Source organism: Methylobacterium variabile (assembly GCF_001043975.1).
Lineage (GTDB): Bacteria > Pseudomonadota > Alphaproteobacteria > Rhizobiales > Beijerinckiaceae > Methylobacterium > Methylobacterium variabile.
On the sequence record NZ_LABY01000150.1, the window covers coordinates 1 to 14,492 of the forward strand.

Annotated in this window: 12 protein-coding genes; 4 read left to right on the forward strand and 8 right to left on the reverse strand. The window is 69.5% G+C overall.

Features of this window, described 5'->3' with window-relative positions:
- Nucleotides 1–17 precede the first annotated feature (17 nt).
- From tssF to tssA, 7 genes are read right to left on the reverse strand one after another with little or no spacing between them, the layout of a single operon-like run.
- Nucleotides 18–1,841: a type VI secretion system baseplate subunit TssF gene (tssF, locus tag VQ02_RS20345; RefSeq protein ID WP_048446039.1), complete on the reverse strand. Its 1,824-nt coding sequence runs from the start codon at nucleotides 1,839–1,841 to the stop codon at nucleotides 18–20.
- Nucleotides 1,842–1,866: 25 nt separating this feature from the next.
- Nucleotides 1,867–2,361 carry a type VI secretion system baseplate subunit TssE gene (tssE, locus tag VQ02_RS20350; RefSeq protein ID WP_048446040.1) on the reverse strand — a complete coding sequence of 165 codons (495 nt, stop codon included), beginning with the start codon at nucleotides 2,359–2,361 and terminating at the stop codon, nucleotides 1,867–1,869.
- Complete coding sequence (locus tag VQ02_RS20355; protein WP_048446041.1) at nucleotides 2,358–3,143, reverse strand: type VI secretion system accessory protein TagJ; 786 nt, start codon at nucleotides 3,141–3,143, stop codon at nucleotides 2,358–2,360. Before VQ02_RS20355 ends, tssE begins: the two co-directional genes overlap by 4 nt.
- A gap of 37 nt (nucleotides 3,144–3,180) precedes the next feature.
- Entirely contained in the window at nucleotides 3,181–4,734 is a 1,554-nt protein-coding gene (gene tssC / locus VQ02_RS20360; RefSeq protein ID WP_157080729.1) for a type VI secretion system contractile sheath large subunit, read from the reverse strand.
- Nucleotides 4,731–6,233 carry a type VI secretion system contractile sheath large subunit gene (gene tssC / locus VQ02_RS20365; protein WP_048446043.1) on the reverse strand — a complete coding sequence of 501 codons (1,503 nt, stop codon included), beginning with the start codon at nucleotides 6,231–6,233 and terminating at the stop codon, nucleotides 4,731–4,733. Before tssC (VQ02_RS20365) ends, tssC (VQ02_RS20360) begins: the two co-directional genes overlap by 4 nt.
- 1 nt (nucleotide 6,234) lies before the next feature.
- Entirely contained in the window at nucleotides 6,235–6,747 is a 513-nt protein-coding gene (tssB, locus tag VQ02_RS20370) for a type VI secretion system contractile sheath small subunit (protein ID WP_048446044.1), read from the reverse strand.
- 30 nt (nucleotides 6,748–6,777) lie between these two features.
- The gene (tssA, locus tag VQ02_RS20375; RefSeq protein ID WP_048446045.1) at nucleotides 6,778–7,950 is read right to left on the reverse strand and encodes a type VI secretion system protein TssA; all 1,173 of its coding nucleotides are present in this window, start codon (nucleotides 7,948–7,950) and stop codon (nucleotides 6,778–6,780) included.
- A gap of 190 nt (nucleotides 7,951–8,140) precedes the next feature.
- Here tssA and tssH point away from each other — a divergent pair, with 190 nt between their 5' ends.
- The 4 genes from tssH (at nucleotide 8,141) to VQ02_RS20395 (ending at nucleotide 13,308) form a co-directional block, all read left to right on the forward strand.
- The gene (tssH, locus tag VQ02_RS20380) at nucleotides 8,141–10,786 is read left to right on the forward strand and encodes a type VI secretion system ATPase TssH (RefSeq protein WP_048446046.1); all 2,646 of its coding nucleotides are present in this window, start codon (nucleotides 8,141–8,143) and stop codon (nucleotides 10,784–10,786) included.
- A 320-nt stretch (nucleotides 10,787–11,106) separates the two neighbouring features.
- Nucleotides 11,107–11,676, forward strand: coding sequence for a hypothetical protein (locus VQ02_RS37365; protein WP_157080730.1), 570 nt, complete (start codon nucleotides 11,107–11,109; stop codon nucleotides 11,674–11,676).
- Between the two features lie 286 nt (nucleotides 11,677–11,962).
- Entirely contained in the window at nucleotides 11,963–12,442 is a 480-nt protein-coding gene (locus tag VQ02_RS20390; RefSeq protein WP_053080470.1) for an Hcp family type VI secretion system effector, read from the forward strand.
- A gap of 557 nt (nucleotides 12,443–12,999) precedes the next feature.
- Nucleotides 13,000–13,308 (forward strand): hypothetical protein, encoded by a 309-nt coding sequence (locus VQ02_RS20395; protein WP_425339913.1) that lies wholly within the window; start codon nucleotides 13,000–13,002, stop codon nucleotides 13,306–13,308.
- A gap of 104 nt (nucleotides 13,309–13,412) precedes the next feature.
- Here VQ02_RS20395 and VQ02_RS20400 read toward each other — a convergent pair whose 3' ends face one another.
- Nucleotides 13,413–14,462, reverse strand: coding sequence for a LysR family transcriptional regulator (locus tag VQ02_RS20400; protein ID WP_048446048.1), 1,050 nt, complete (start codon nucleotides 14,460–14,462; stop codon nucleotides 13,413–13,415).
- Nucleotides 14,463–14,492: the final 30 nt, after the last annotated feature.

Sequence of the window (14,492 nt, forward strand, 5' to 3'; positions counted from 1 at the left end):
GTCGGGAGCCGGACGGCTCACAGCAGCACCTGCGCTCCCGCGCGCGGCGCGAACCGCGCCACCGTGCCGGACCGCCCCTGCAGCACCGCCTGCGTGCGCGTGAAGGAGTTGACGGTCGCATGCAGGGCGAGGAACCGTTCAAGCACCGCCGCGAGCAGGTAGAGGCCGCCGCTGGCCCACAGCCCGCGATCGAAGGTGAGCGTGACGTCGAGCCCTCGGCAGAAGCTCCCGAGCCGCGCGCCCGGCACCCGGGCGGTCGCCTCGCTCGCGCTCACCTCGAGCAGGGCCGCTATCGCCGCCCGGGTGTGCGGCGTATCGCGAACGTCGTAGAGTTGCAGCATGTCGCGCATCGCCGCGGCCGCATCCGCTCCGCCGACGATCGACAGGTGGCCGAGCGAGAGATGCGAGATCAGCCTCCAGTTGCGCTTCCGGCGCAACCGCGGACGCCAGCTCGCCGTCGGCGCGGTCAGGCAGGTGATCCGGGCGATCGAGCTGAGGCCCTCCGCCGGAAACAGGCGCGGCTGCCCGACGCCGAACGGCAATTGCGCCGGCAGGTCGCGGCTGGTGCAGGTCGCGTCGACCGACAGGACCCGGTCGGCCGGGCGGTTGACCTGCAGGTCGGGATCGAAGGGCGCGAGCAGGACGTCGCTGCCTCCGAGCCCGTCGGTGGCGTCCCGCCGCACGATCGCGTAATAGCCGGCGGTCGGCTCCTCGCCGCCGAGCGCGGCGGGCCGGCGGTAGAACGGGCGCCAGGGCCGGCCCGCGCCGTCGTCGGCAACCTCGTGCACCGCCTCGACGCTCCACACCTCGTAGGCCTTCGGACGCCGATAATCGGGCAGGATCGGGTACTCGGTGCGGGTGCCGTCGAGGGTGATCGGCTCGCAATGCCGGGTGAACAGGTTCACGATCGGCGTGCACCCGAGCGCGAGGCAGTCCGGCCGCAGCCGGCGCTCCAGCTCCGGCGCGGCCTGGTCGAAGTACACGAACAGGTCGAGCCGGTCCGAATCCTGGATCAGCGTGCGGGCGTCGAGGCCGACGAGATCGACGAACAGAAACTTCTCGGGGAGCGCGAAGTACTCGGTCAGAAGACGGAAGCCCTCGAAGGAACGCGCCGTCCACGGATAGAGCGCCTCCTCGGGAGCGAAGCCGGCCGGTCGGATGCTGTCGGGCGGCAGCAGCGTCGGGCGGTCGTCGTTGGGGCCGTCGGCGAGCGCGACGCCCGCGACGTGCCCGCCCAGGAGTTCGTAGAGCGCCAGCGCCTGCTCGATCGGCCCGCGCAGGAACACCCGCAGGGCCCGCGGCTCCAGTTCGGCGAAGGTCGCCTCGGGATCGGTCAGCCGCAGGCTCACCCTCAGGCTGGCGCGTGCCCCCTGCGCCCGGGGGTTGACCGGAGCGGCCAGCGGCAGGCCGGAGAGGCGAACGGCCTCGATCTCGATCGGCCAGAGCGTCGTCGCGTAGGCGGTCCGGAAACGGACGGGATCGCCGGCGACGGGCTCGCTCTCCAGCATCGTGCCGGCCGGGATGGTCACCGGAACCCGCAGCTCCGGCTTGCAGGCGAGCTGGACGATGGCCGCGGAGGGCACCGGCGCGAGGGCGTGCGGGGAGAGGACGCCGAGCAGCGCGTCGGTGATCTCCGGCAATTCGTCATCGAGCCGCTGCTGGACCCGGGCCGAGAGGAACGCCACCCCCTCGAGGAGGCGTTCGACATGCGGATCATCGATGATGTCGCCGTTCAGCCGCAGCCGGCCGGCAACCTTCGGGTGGGCGTCCGCGAAACCCTGCGACAGGTTCCGCAGCGCGTCGAGCTCGCGGTTGTAGGCAGCGAGAAATTCCTCGTCCATGCTCCGTCCTCGCGGTCCGACCGCGTCAATCCTCGCGGGTCGGGCGCACCACGATGTCCGCCGTCGTGGTGTCGACCAGGGTGTCGAAAGCGATCGCCTCGGGCAGCGGGTCGATCAGCAGCAGGGCGTCGATGTGCAGCCGCAGCACCGCGCGCAGGGGCGTCGGCGCGTCGGCGATGCGCACCTGCACCTGGGCGAGCCGCGGTTCGAAACGGCGGATCGCGTCCTCGATCTCGCGGCGCAGCCGCTCCTGCCCGGCCGGATCGTTGGAGGCGCCGGCGGTGAGATCCGCGACGCCGTAACCGAGCGGCGAGCGCTCCAGCGCCGGCCAGGACGGCGTCCGCCACGGACGCCGCGCATTGAGCAGGTGCTCGATGTCGCGATGGACCGCGGCGCGGACGATGGAGATCGCCTCGGACACGCCGTGCGGGGCGTCCTGCAGGCGGTCGGGATGCGCGTCGAGGAGCCGGTCGAGCACGGAGAGGCGCGGCTGGAGGCCGCCTCGGGGCGGGAGGCTCATGCGAACTCGACCGTTCGCAGGTCGGTGATCGCCAAGCCCTCGTCGCCGACGAGGAAGATCCGTTGCCCGCAGCCCCGCACCGGGGCCTGCGAGCTCCATTCGGTCCGGCGGCCCATCCGCAGCTCGTCCTCCGCCGCAGGCGTGTCGTAGAGGGCGGGCAGGTAGACGTCTCCCTGGAGGCCGTCCCGCACGATCATCGTGCAGCGCCGCCAGAACAGGTCCCGGGGACGCCGGGGCGGGTGAAACTCCATGCTGACGAGCCGCGCCGCCGGGATCCAGTAATACCGGCCGGTGGTCGTCAGGACTTCCAGGCTGCCGCCGGCGAGATCGTCGGCATCGCGGAAATCCTCGACCTCCCGGTCGTTCGCGACGCAGCGCGTCGCCGTCCGGGCCGCTTCCGCCGCCACCGCCGCGGCCGCGGCCGCGGCTTGGTCGCCCGCCCGCAACGCGACGACCATCGCCAGCGCGGCCTCCTGGTCCGGCGTCGGGCCGTCCACGAAATCCGGCAGACGGCCCTCGGTTCCGAGCTGGCGCCGCGCGGTTTCGGCCCGGAGCAACTGCCGGAACTCGGCGACCGCGAGCGCGCTGTCCGGGTCCAGCGCCTCGACGGCGGCGACCAGGGCATCGGCCCGCTCGAACTCCGCCGCAAACAGCAGGAATTCCGCCAGGAGCAGGCGCGCGGCGACATCGGTCGGCGCCTGCTGCACGGCTCGTCCGGCCGCCGCGACGGCATCCGCGAGGCGCCCTTGCCGGAAATGATGGCCGGCCTCCGTTCCACTCATCGGCCGATCTCCTTTGTGAACAGAATCCCGCGGTGTCTTATCGAGCGGCCCCGGCGGCGGCGAAGCCGGTCACGAGCCGGAACGTTGTCGAGACGTCGTCGAGCTGGTACGAGGGCTGCAGGTGGACGACGCAGCCGTAGGAGCCGGGACGGCCCGGCATCTCCCGAACCTGCACGGCGCTCGAGAGGAGGGGGTAGCGCGCCCGGCTCTCGGCGGAGGCGCCGGCACTCAGGTTGGTGTAGCCGGCGAGCCACCGCCCGAGACGCCGCTCGATCGCCTCCGCATCGACGAGGGACCCGGTCAGTTCGCGGCCGAGCACCTTCACGTAATGGGCGAAGCGCGAGACGCACAGCATGGCGCTGATCTGCGCCGAGACGCGCCGGTTCGCCTGGGCCGAGGTCGGTTCACGGTCCGGTGCATCGGGCGGGTTCGCCTGCAGGCTGCGGACGGAGGCGAAGGCCGCGCCGCCGTGGGGCAGGGTGTTCAGGGGCATGAAGCCCGCATCCACAAGGTCGCGCTCCTGCCGGTCGGTCAGGGCGAGATCGACCGGCGCCCGCGCCCAGCGGGTCTCCGCGCCGAACACGAAATCCTCGTGGGGCAGGTCGAGCACGAGGCCGCCGCCGACCCGGTCGGTGTCCACGCCGCGCACGTCGGCCGGCCACCCATAGGTCAGGACAGCGCGTCCCACGACCGCCGCGAAGGCGTAGCCCGCGACGAACCACGTCCGCTCGGCCGGACCTGGCGCATCCTCGACGTACCAGCGGCTGGCGATCGCGCGCGACCAGGGCGCACGGGCCAGGATCCGGGGCATCGTCGCGCACAGGAAGCGGGCCTCCTCGCGGCTTGCGAGGACCCGCCAGCGCCGGTGGTCCTGGCCGTTCAGGAGCGCCGTCACGTCGTGCGAGAGCGCGAGATCCGCGAACCGATCCACCCCGAGAAGGGCGGGCGAGGCCGCCAGCACCGTCGGCACGAACGCCGCGGCGGCGATGTCCGCGAGCCCGCCCGCCACGGTCACGTCGTCGACCGGGGCAGGGGCGCCCGGCTCCCGCCGTTCGGGCCGGTGGCGGACCTCGTGATCGACCACGAGCAGGCCGAACGGCTCGCCACCGGCTTGGCCGAACTCGTTCTCGTAGATCTTGCGGAACAGCTGCGACTGGTCGAACTCGATGGTTCGGGTGAGGTCGCGCTCCAGCTCGCGCCAGGTCGCCGACAGCAGCGTCACCTTCAGCCGCCGGTCGGGTTCGAAGCGGCCGAGGAGCCAGGCGAGCCCTCGCCACGAGCCCTCGAGGCGCTGGAGCCGCGGATGGTGGAGCACCGCGTCGAGCTGCGCGGAAAGCAGCCGGTCGATTGCCGCGATGTCGCGGTCGAGCCAGCCGCGCAGCCTCTCCGGATGGCGGCGCAGCATCGCGGCCGCCTCGGGGCCGAACCAGCGGGCAAGGGCGCCCGCGTCGGTATCGAGGAAGCGCGCGAGCGCGTGACCCGCCGGCTCGCCGCCGGGTCGGCTGTGGCGTCCGGCCAGCATCGCCACGCGCAAGCCGGGTGCTGCCGGCTCATCGGCGGCCGGGCCGGACGGGGCGCCGGCTCCGCTCACACCCGCTCCGGGATGCGCGCGACCATGCGCATGCTGGTCGTCAGCTCCTCCAGCTGCAGCCAGGGGCGCATGTAAGCCACAGCGTTGTAGGCGCCGGGCCGGCCGGGGATCTCGCGAACCTCGATCCGCGCCTCGCGCAGCGGGAAGCGGGACTTGCTCTCGGGCCCCGCGTTCTCGTTGGTGTTGACGTAGTTCTGGATCCAGCGGTTGAGCCAGCGCTCGCAATCGTCGACTTCCATGAAGGAGCCGATCTTGTCGCGCGCCATCACCTTGAGGTAATGGGCGAACCGGCTGGTCGCGAGGATGTAGGGCAGACGCGCGGAGATCCGGGCGTTGGCGGTCGCCTCCGGCCGGTCGTACTCCTTTGGCTTCTGCGTTGTCTGGGCGCCGAAGAAGACGGCGTGATCCTGGTTCTTGTAGTGGCACAGGGGCAGGAAGCCGAGATTCGACAACTCGTACTCGCGCCGATCGGTGATCCCGATCTCGGTTGGGCACTTGGCGTCGAGATCGCCGTCATCGGACCGGAAGATGTGGGTGGGCAGATCCTCCACCTTGCCACCGCCTTCCGCGCCGCGGATCGCGGTGCAGAAGCCGTATTTGGCGAAGGCCTCGGTCAGCCGCGTGCCGAGGACGTAGGCGGCGTTCATCCAGCAGTAATGGTCGTGCGCGAGTTGCATCGGCGACCCGTCCGCGTCGAACGGTGCCTCTTCGTACGCGAAGGCGTCGATGGGCCGGGTCCGCTCTCCGTAGGGCAGGCGGGCGAGCACGCGCGGCATCGCCAGCGAGACGAAGCGGCTGTCGTCGCTGTCGCGGAAGCCGCGCCACTTGATGTACTCGACCGTGTCGAAGATCTTGGCGAGGTCGCGCGGGCGCGACAGCTCGTTCCAGCTCTCGAAACCCATCAGCGAGGCGCCTGCCGCCGAGATGAAGGGCGCGAAGGCGGCGGCGCTCACGTTCGAGATCAGCCGCAAGGCCTCGATGTCCTCGGGGTGGTTCGTCCACTCGTAGTCGCCGATCAGCGCCCCGTACGGCTCCCCACCGGGGGTGCCGAACTCGTTCTCGTAGATCTTGCGGAAGAGAAGGCTCTGGTCGAACTCGACCGAGCGGGTCAGGTCGCGGTGCAGCTCGCGCTTCGAGGCGTTGACCATCCGGATCTTGAGGTTCGTGCTCGTCTCGGTGTTCATGACGAGGTAGTGCAGGCCGCGCCAGCTGCCTTCGAGCTTGGTGAAGCGCTCGTCGTGCAGGATCGCGTTGAGCTGAGTGGAGAGCGCCGCGTCGATCTGCGTGATGGCGGCCTCGATGGTGCGGCTGAGGTTGCTGTCGAACCGGACCGTGCCGCGACTGGCCTCCTCGATCAGCGTCCGCACCAGGGCCTCCGCCCGGTCGGGCTCCGTCTGCCTCGTGGCCGACACCACCCGGTCGAGCAGGCCGGCGCCCTCCACGATCGGGAGCTCTGTGTCCTGCGGGTGCGTGCCGTTCAGCGGCTGCGCGTCCGACATCTCAGTTCTCCTTGCTGTCGGCGGCGATGCCGAGTTCGCCCGAGATCGTCTCGAAATCGGCCCTGTTCCTCAGGATCTGCTCGAGCAGCAATTCGAGGTTCTCGGAGCGGTCGGCCTTGCTCATGAGGTCGCGCAGGCGGTCCCGGGTCTCCAGCAGCGCTCGCAGGGCCGGCACCTGCTCGAGCACCCTGCCGGGCTCGAAATCCTCGATGCCGTTGAAGGCGAGATCGACCGCCATCGTGCTGCCGTCCCCGGCGAGCGTGTTCTCGACCTTCATGTTCAACCCCGGCGAGAGCCTCCGCATCACGTCGTCGAAGTTGTCCCTGTCGATCTGGATGAACTTGCGGTCGGAGAACGGCCGGAGCGGCTTGGTCGGATCGCCCGAGAAATCGCCGATGACGCCGACGACGAACGGGAGTTCGCGGACGATCTCCGCCCCTTCGGTCTCGACCTCGTAGGTGATGTGGACGCGCGGGCGACGCACCCTCGCCAGCTTCTCGTGAATGCTCGGCATGCTGTTCCGGTCTCCCTCTCAGGATGGCTGTCAGGACTGCGCGGCGGGGACGGCCGGATCGGGCGACCGCATGCCCACCGAGGTGATGGCGGCGGTGCGGGCGGCCGGATCCGCCACGAGCTCGCGCAGGAGCTCGGGCCAGGGCAGGCGCGCGCGGCGAACGGCCTCCTCCAGCGTGAAGCCGATCGGCGAGTTCGGCTCTCCGAGCCGGAACACGGCTGCGATCCGCAGGATCTCGTCGAGCAGCGCCTCCCGCCCGGGCGGCAGAAGCCGCTCGCCGCCCGGGGCCGACGGCTGCGGGTGTCCGGCCGGCGCATCATCCGACCCAGGGGTGGCGGCCCCCGTCGCGGTGGCGGCCCCCGTCGCGGTGGCGGTCCCCGTCGCGCCGGAGGCCGGCGCCGCCTCGGGCGGCAGGTAGCGGGCCGTGGTCTGGTGCAGGGCCTCCAGGACGCTGCGCACGCGACCGGTCGAGGGCTGCGCCCGCGAGGGGATCTCCCGGGCGATCGCCTCCTCCAGCCGCGTCCAGCAGGTCCTGGCGCGGGCAAGGTCCCGGTCGAGCGCCCGGAGCGCGTCGAGGCCGCCGCGGGCCGCCGCTTCGAGCTCGCCCAGGGGAATGATGCCGGCGGTCGATCGCGACCCCGGCTTGGCTCCCGACACGGCGAGGCCGGCCGACCGCTCGTAGTCCCAGAAGGTGACCGCCGCGCCGTCCGGGCGCTCGAACAGCACGGTCTTTCTGAGGGGCTGAAGCAGAGTTCCGTCCCGATCCTGCCCGCTGAGCCCGGTGATCGCGGCGAGCCGGGCCTCCGGATCGTCCGCCTCCTCGGCCGGGAACAGGCCGCGCGACCAGAAGCCCTCGATCAATCCTGCCAGCAGCACGGCACCGGCGGCGAGGCCGGCGAGGCCTTGCCGGCGGCACAGGCTCTCGGTCAGCCAGCAGGCGACCTCGATGTCCTTGCCGCGCGCGGCCAGGGCCTCCGTCGCCAGGCTCTCCACCGCGCGCCATTGCGGCGGCGGACCGTCGCCGAGCGTCGGGTCGTCGTCGACGGCCCGCTCCGCCGCCCGGGCCTCGGCCCGCGCGTCGCGCAGCCGGTAGTACAGCGACTGACCCGATGCATCCTGCCGGATGTCCTCGCCGGCCGGACTCTCGCCCGGAAACGGCAAGAGGAGGGGTCCGATCGCTTCGCTGTCGTCGAATTCACTCATTCGGCTGACGTTCGGCTCCGATCGCAGGCGTCCTTCCGGATCTATCGAAAGTTCTGACCGAGGAATACTACGTGAATGTTTCAGCCTGGAACTTCAGCATTACATCTGCAACCAAACGAATGTAGACATGAATTGATGCAGCTCTCTAGCCTTGCGCAATGCGGATCCGTCGTGGCGGAGAGGAGCAGCCTTGGCGACCATCGATCTGACGCGGCTCATCGGCCGTCTGAGCGAGGCGGCCCGGCGCGCCCTGGAGGCGGCGGCCGGCAGCGCCCTGTCGCGCACGCATTACGACGTCGAGGTCGAACACTGGCTCGTGCAGCTGCTCGACCGGCCGGATCTCGACGTCGTGGCGATCCTGCGCGCGTCGCAGGTCGATCCCGACCGGGTCATGGGCCGGCTGACCGCCACGCTTGACCGCGTCGCCAGCGGCAGCGGTCGCACGCCGAGTCTCGCCCCGGAGATCGTCCGCGTCATGAAGGACGCGTGGCTGTTCGCTTCCGTCGAGCATGGCGCTCCCGCCATCCGGTCGGGCCATCTTCTATGGGCGCTTCTCTCGGACGAGACCGTCGCGACGCGGCTGATCGAGGCCGCGCCCGAGTTGCGCCGGGTCGCGCCGGACGCGCTGCGCCGGGATTTCGCGGCGCTGGTCGCCCGCAGCACCGAGGGGGGCGGCCTCGGCCGCAGAGTCTCCGAGGCCGGCACGAACGCTGTGGCCGAGGGAGCGCCGGCGCGCGGGAGCGAGGCCTTGTCCCTCGACCGCTTCACCACCGACCTCACCGCGCAGGCCCGCGCCGGCGCGATCGATCCGATCCTCGGCCGCGACGCCGAGATCCGGCAGGTGATCGACATCCTCACCCGCCGCCGCCAGAACAACCCGATCCTCACGGGCGAGGCGGGCGTCGGCAAGACGGCCGTGGTCGAGGGGCTGGCGCTGCGGATCGCGGCCGGCGACGTGCCGCCGCCGCTCTCCGCCGTGTCCCTTCGGACGCTCGATCTCGGGCTGCTGCAGGCGGGGGCGGGCGCCAAGGGCGAGTTCGAGAACCGCCTCCGCCGCGTGATCAGCGAGGCACAGGCGGCCCCGACGCCGGTGATCCTGTTCATCGACGAGGCGCACATGCTGATCGGCGCCGGCGGTGCTCCGGGGCAGGGAGATGCCGCCAACCTGCTCAAGCCGTCGCTCGCCCGTGGCGAGTTGCGGGTGGTCGCGGCGACGACCTGGGCCGAGTACAAGCGCTACTTCGAGAAGGACGCGGCCCTGACCCGCCGCTTCCAGCCGGTCAAGGTCGAGGAGCCGGCCGAGCCGGTCGCCATCGACATGGTGCGCGGTCTCGTGAGCGCGCTCGAAGCCCATCACGGCGTCCGCATCCTGGACGACGCGGCGCAGGCGGCGGTCCGCCTCTCGGCCCGCTACATCCAGGGAAGGCAGCTTCCCGACAAGGCCGTGAGCCTCATCGACACGGCCTGCACCCGAGTCGCGATGAGCCAGGCCGCGACGCCGCCCGCGGTCGAGGATCGCCGCCGCCGCTTGGCGGCGCTGGACACTCGGACCCGCATCCTCGCGCGCGAGGAAGTCCTGGGGGCCGACCACGCCGCTTTGCGCGCGGAACTGGCGCGGGATCGGGAGGCGCTGGCGAGCGAACTGGCCCGGTTGGAGGAGCGTCACCGGGAGGAGCGGCGCCTGTTCGACGATCTCGCGGCACTCCGGGACGAGGCGGAACGCACGCCCGGCGCCAGGGAGGTGCGCGGCCGCATCGCGGATGCGGCGGCGGCCCTCCGGGCGTTCCAGGATGAACGGCCGATGGTCCACCCGGTGGTCGATGCGCAGGCCGTCGCCGAGGTCGTCGAGAACTGGACCGGCATTCCGGCAGGCCGGATGCGGACCGACGAAGTCTCGACGGTGCTCTCGCTGCGCGAGGCGCTCGGCCGCCGGGTGATCGGGCAGGATCATGCCCTCGAGGCGGTGTCGCAGGCGATCCGCACCTCCCGGGCCGGCCTCACCGACCCGCGCAAGCCGGTCGGGGTTTTCCTGATGGTCGGCACGTCCGGGGTCGGCAAGACCGAGACGGCGCTTGCCCTGGCCGACATCCTCTACGGCGGCGAGCAGACCCTGACGACGATCAACATGAGCGAGTTCAAGGAGGAGCACAAAGTGTCGCTACTGACGGGCAGCCCACCCGGCTACGTCGGCTACGGCGAGGGCGGCGTCTTGAGCGAGGCGGTGCGTCGGCGTCCCCATTCGGTGCTGCTCCTCGACGAGATCGAGAAGGCGCATCCGGGCGTGCAGGACGTGTTCTTCCAGGTCTTCGACAAGGGAACGATGAAGGACGGCGAGGGCCGCGACATCGATTTTCGCAACACGATCATCATCATGACGTCGAACGCCGGCACCGCGCTGATCGACAGCCTGTTCGCGGATCCGTCGACCGCGCCGGATCCGGACGGCCTCGCCGACGCGCTGCGGGGCGAGATGCCGAAGCACTTCAAGCCTGCCTTCCTCGGGCGCGTCAGCGTCGTGCCCTATCTGCCGCTCGGCCCGGATGCCCTCGACCGGATCGTCGGACTCCAGATCGACCGCCTCGCCGGGCGGGTGGCTGAGCGCTACGGCGCACGCGTGACGGTGAGCGACGCGGCGCGCGCGGCGATCCGCGCCCGCGCCAATCTCGGAGGGGCGGGCGCGCGCAGCATCGAGACCTTTCTCGCGCAGAGCGTGCTGCCGGACCTCGCGGCGGCCTTCCTCGCGCGGTCGGCGGAGAGGGATGCCGTCGCGGAGGTGCGGATCGACAGGAGCGGCGCCGACAATCCGTCCCGGACACTAACCTGCACGATGATCTGATCAAGCTTCGCGGACGTGGCGACCAGTTCTGTGACGACGCCCTGCGTCCCACCACGAGCCCCGGCAGAGGAAGCGTTGGCCTGCCAGAGCGGCGACCGCCGGGCGCGGCGTCCGAACCGAATGGACGACATCATGCCCCGACAGAGGCCGGACGGCGACGGGCCAAGCCGCAACAGGCCATCGAAGTCTTCATGCCTTCTTCGAGGGCACCGGCATTCAGTGTCGACAAGGAGTGAGGAATGAAATCTTTTCGAGGCGAGAATTTCTATAGCATCGTCGCCAGTTGTTTCACCGATTGCTTCTCGGGATCCAGCAATCGTATGAGCAGCGTCGACATCCGGACTGCAGGCAATCTGGCGAGATCGAACATTCGCACGAAACTTCCCGATGAGGACGCCCTGAGGACGGCGCTCCGCAGCCAGGACTTCGACGGCAGCTTGCAGTCCTGCGCCGCCACTGCTTCTGTTCTCGGAGACGTAATCGCCAACGGGCAGAATAATCCGTGCCAAATACGAGGCCTTTCACCCCAGGCGATCGCCGGGAAAATCTCCGATTTGCTGAGCAGAGGTATGATGGTCGCGATCTCGTTGCTGCCGGACCATCACTTCATCGTCATTCCTGTCGATGATGATCACGTCTGCCTGTATCAGGCGTTTCAGGATGCGTATAGCTTGCATGATTGGATTAAGGCCGATCAAAATAGTACGGAAGGGTCGCGCAGCAAAAATGTCTTCGTGTCGCAAATCGTCGATCTGGTTTCGGAGGATGAGCAAACCCGCATGAGCGCAGCGCGGTATCTTTTCTCCTTTGATGGGCAGCACCATCATATCGATAGATGGTCGAGGAATCGGATTCAAATCAACGCCGTAGTTTACAAGAGCATCATTTAGTTGTGTCAGCTCAGTGGCGAGAACGCAATGACATGGGTTCAGTGTCAGGATCCGGCGGATCATGCTGTCTGGATCCGCAGGCGAAATTTCGATCACGCCGGAACTGGCGTGCCACAGCGCGGCGTCATCGCCGGACGGCGTCGGCTTTGATCAGCATCAGTGGCACGATCCACGAGCCGATTGCACTTGTAATCCAAAAGACGTCACGTGCAATCATTGTGGAACATCGCGATGCCATTAACAATTCGACGCAGTATCGCGTCTGTACTGACCAAGGACGTCGCCGATGGCCATCTACTTGAAGATCGAGGGTGCGGAAGGTGATGTCACCGAGTCTGGGCACAAGAGCTGGGTCGAGTTGCTCGACGTGCGCTGGCATATGTCGCGCACGATCCGCAGCGCGGTCGGTGTCGGAACCAATCGCGAGTCGACGTCGGCTTACGTCAGCGAAGTGACCGTCAAGAAGTACGTCGATAGTGCGAGCAAGGGCATCGCGAGCCTGGCGTTCGTCGGCACGGCCAAGGACGCGACCATCGAGTTCACACGTGTCGATAAGGGGCAGGAGGCCACCTACCGCAAGCTCGTCTTGACGGACGCGATCATCAGCGGCCTCGCCAACGAGGCCGCGGGTTCCGCCAGACCGGAAGAAATCATCACGCTGAACTTCACCAAGATCGCGATCACGGACACCGATCAGAAGGACGACGGCACGCAAGGTTCCCCCGCGACCACGACCTACAATCTCGCGACCGCTCAGACCGAGTAGGGGCGCCGCCGCGACGGTCCGGCGCCATCACCGGTCCGTCGGTCCGGAACGGTTCCGCCACCGGGGCGTGCCCGCGGACGAGCGTCATCTCTGTGATGATCCTCCCTCGAGTTGATGGACACCTCACACCTCCTTGGGGAGCGAGGAAGGCGTTCAATGGCGACAAAGACGCGACCCGAGTTCACGCGTGAGGCCGTTGCCTTCCTCGAGAGCAGCGGGCGCCCGCAGATGCAGATCGCGGCCGAACTCGGCATCGAGCCCTCGATGCGGCGCACCTGGCGCGCCGTTCTCAAGGCGAGGCGTTCCGCTTGCGGACGGCCGCTCCGGCAGCACCGCCCGCCTCACCCGTGGCCTCACCTGCCGATCAGGTCGCCGAGATCGCATGGCTGCGTCGCGAGTTGGAACAGGCCCGCACGGAGCGCGGCATTCTAAAAAAGGCCATCGGCATCTTCTCGGAGACGCCGCGATGACGTTCCATTTCATCGACGACCACCAGGGAACCTGGCCGTGCGCATGCTCTGCCGCGCGCGGCCGGTCTCGCCATTCGGCGACTACGCGTGGCGCTCGCGGCCCGAGAGCACCCGGGCAGCCGAAAAACCGCGAGCTCCCGCCAGTATTCCGACGTCGAGCGCGAGACGGTCGTCTCGGCTTATCCCCGCACGTCAGGCTTCAGGGAGAAGATCATCCAGATCTTTAACGACGGCATCAAGCACAAGCCCGACACTGCCTTCGACCACGTGAAGGCCGACGTGACCGCCGACAAGGAGCCGAGCTTCCGCAGGGGGAACGTCTGCGGCGTGATCCGGGCCTCCCGCTGGCGCGACGGCACCCATGCGCCGGGTTGCGGATGCGGGCACCACGACTGACACGCTTGCCAGACGATAGCATCCGGAAGCCGCATCTGTCGCTCCGCGCACGGCCCGGCGCAGGCAAGTGAAGGCCGGCCAACGTCGGAGACCTCGGCTTCGTATCATCGCCGAACAGACGATGACTTCGACGAAGACTGTTGGCCAGGCCCGACGACCCCTGCAACACGTCGACTGGCACGGAACAGTGCCTCTCGAAGCCAGGTATGGGCCGGATCCTGCGTCCATCGCTCGTGCCAGACCATCTGCACGGTCATCGGACGTGGGTTCCAGGGCGGCGGGGACACCCGTACGACGCCGGCCGCCTCGAAGCCTTGCGCCAGCGACGCCGGAACGATCGCCACGCGGCGCGAGTGCGCGAGCAGGCTCGGCACCGCGAGGAAATGCGGCTGGAGGACACTGAGGCGAGGCACCAGGCCCGCCGCCCTGAAGGCCTGGTTGAGGGCGTCGCGATCGAACATCTCGGTCTGCCGCGTCAGGCCGCGCTCGGAGAGACGTCCGTCCGGCAGGCCGTCCTCGGTCCCGCCGACCGTGACCACCACCAGCGGGTCGCGCGCCAGCGTGCGAATGTCGATCGTGCTCCCCGCTTCCGGATGATCGGGCGCGGTGACGAGGACGTCGCGGTCCTCGAACAGGGTTCGCGCGTGCAGGCGGTGCGGGATCTGAGAGAAGAGGCCGACGGCGATGTCGATCTGGCCGAGATCGACCTGCATGGTCAGGTCGATCCGCGTCGCGGGCCGGATCAGGAGAGAGGCCAGCGGCGCCTCACTCTCGACGATCCCCACCAGGGCCGGGGCGACGACGGCCGTGATGTGGTCCGTCGCGGCGAGCCGGAACTGCCGCGTCGAGCTGGACGGGTCGAAGCATTGCGGCCCGATCGCCCCTTCGATCGCCGTGAGCGCGTCGCGCACCTGCACGGCGATGGCCAGCGCCCGCGGGGTCGGCTCCATGCCCTGCACCGTCCGCACGAACAGGTCGTCCCCGATCAGCGTGCGCAGGCGGCGCAGGCCGTGGCTCACCGCCGACTGGCTGAGCCCGAGGGACTGGCCGGCCCGCGCGACGTGACGCTCGCGCATCACCGCGTCGAAGAGCCGGATCAGGTTCAGGTCGAGCCGGTTCAGGATGCTCGCGCGCGTCCCGACATTCCTCGTCATGACCGCTCCTTCATCTCGCACGATGAATGC

Excerpts from the sequence above, each read along its gene's own strand:
- tssF (WP_048446039.1), bottom strand. The coding sequence starts at position 1,841 with ATGGACGAGGAATTTCTCGCTGCCTACAACCGCGAGCTCGACGCGCTG.
- tssE (WP_048446040.1), bottom strand. The coding sequence starts at position 2,361 with ATGAGCCTCCCGCCCCGAGGCGGCCTCCAGCCGCGCCTCTCCGTGCTC.
- VQ02_RS20355 (WP_048446041.1), bottom strand. The coding sequence starts at position 3,143 with ATGAGTGGAACGGAGGCCGGCCATCATTTCCGGCAAGGGCGCCTCGCG.
- tssC (WP_048446043.1), bottom strand. The coding sequence starts at position 6,233 with ATGTCGGACGCGCAGCCGCTGAACGGCACGCACCCGCAGGACACAGAG.
- tssB (WP_048446044.1), bottom strand. The coding sequence starts at position 6,747 with ATGCCGAGCATTCACGAGAAGCTGGCGAGGGTGCGTCGCCCGCGCGTC.
- tssA (WP_048446045.1), bottom strand. The coding sequence starts at position 7,950 with ATGAGTGAATTCGACGACAGCGAAGCGATCGGACCCCTCCTCTTGCCG.
- VQ02_RS37365 (WP_157080730.1), top strand. The coding sequence starts at position 11,107 with ATGAGCAGCGTCGACATCCGGACTGCAGGCAATCTGGCGAGATCGAAC.
- VQ02_RS20390 (WP_053080470.1), top strand. The coding sequence starts at position 11,963 with ATGGCCATCTACTTGAAGATCGAGGGTGCGGAAGGTGATGTCACCGAG.
- VQ02_RS20400 (WP_048446048.1), bottom strand. The coding sequence starts at position 14,462 with ATGACGAGGAATGTCGGGACGCGCGCGAGCATCCTGAACCGGCTCGAC.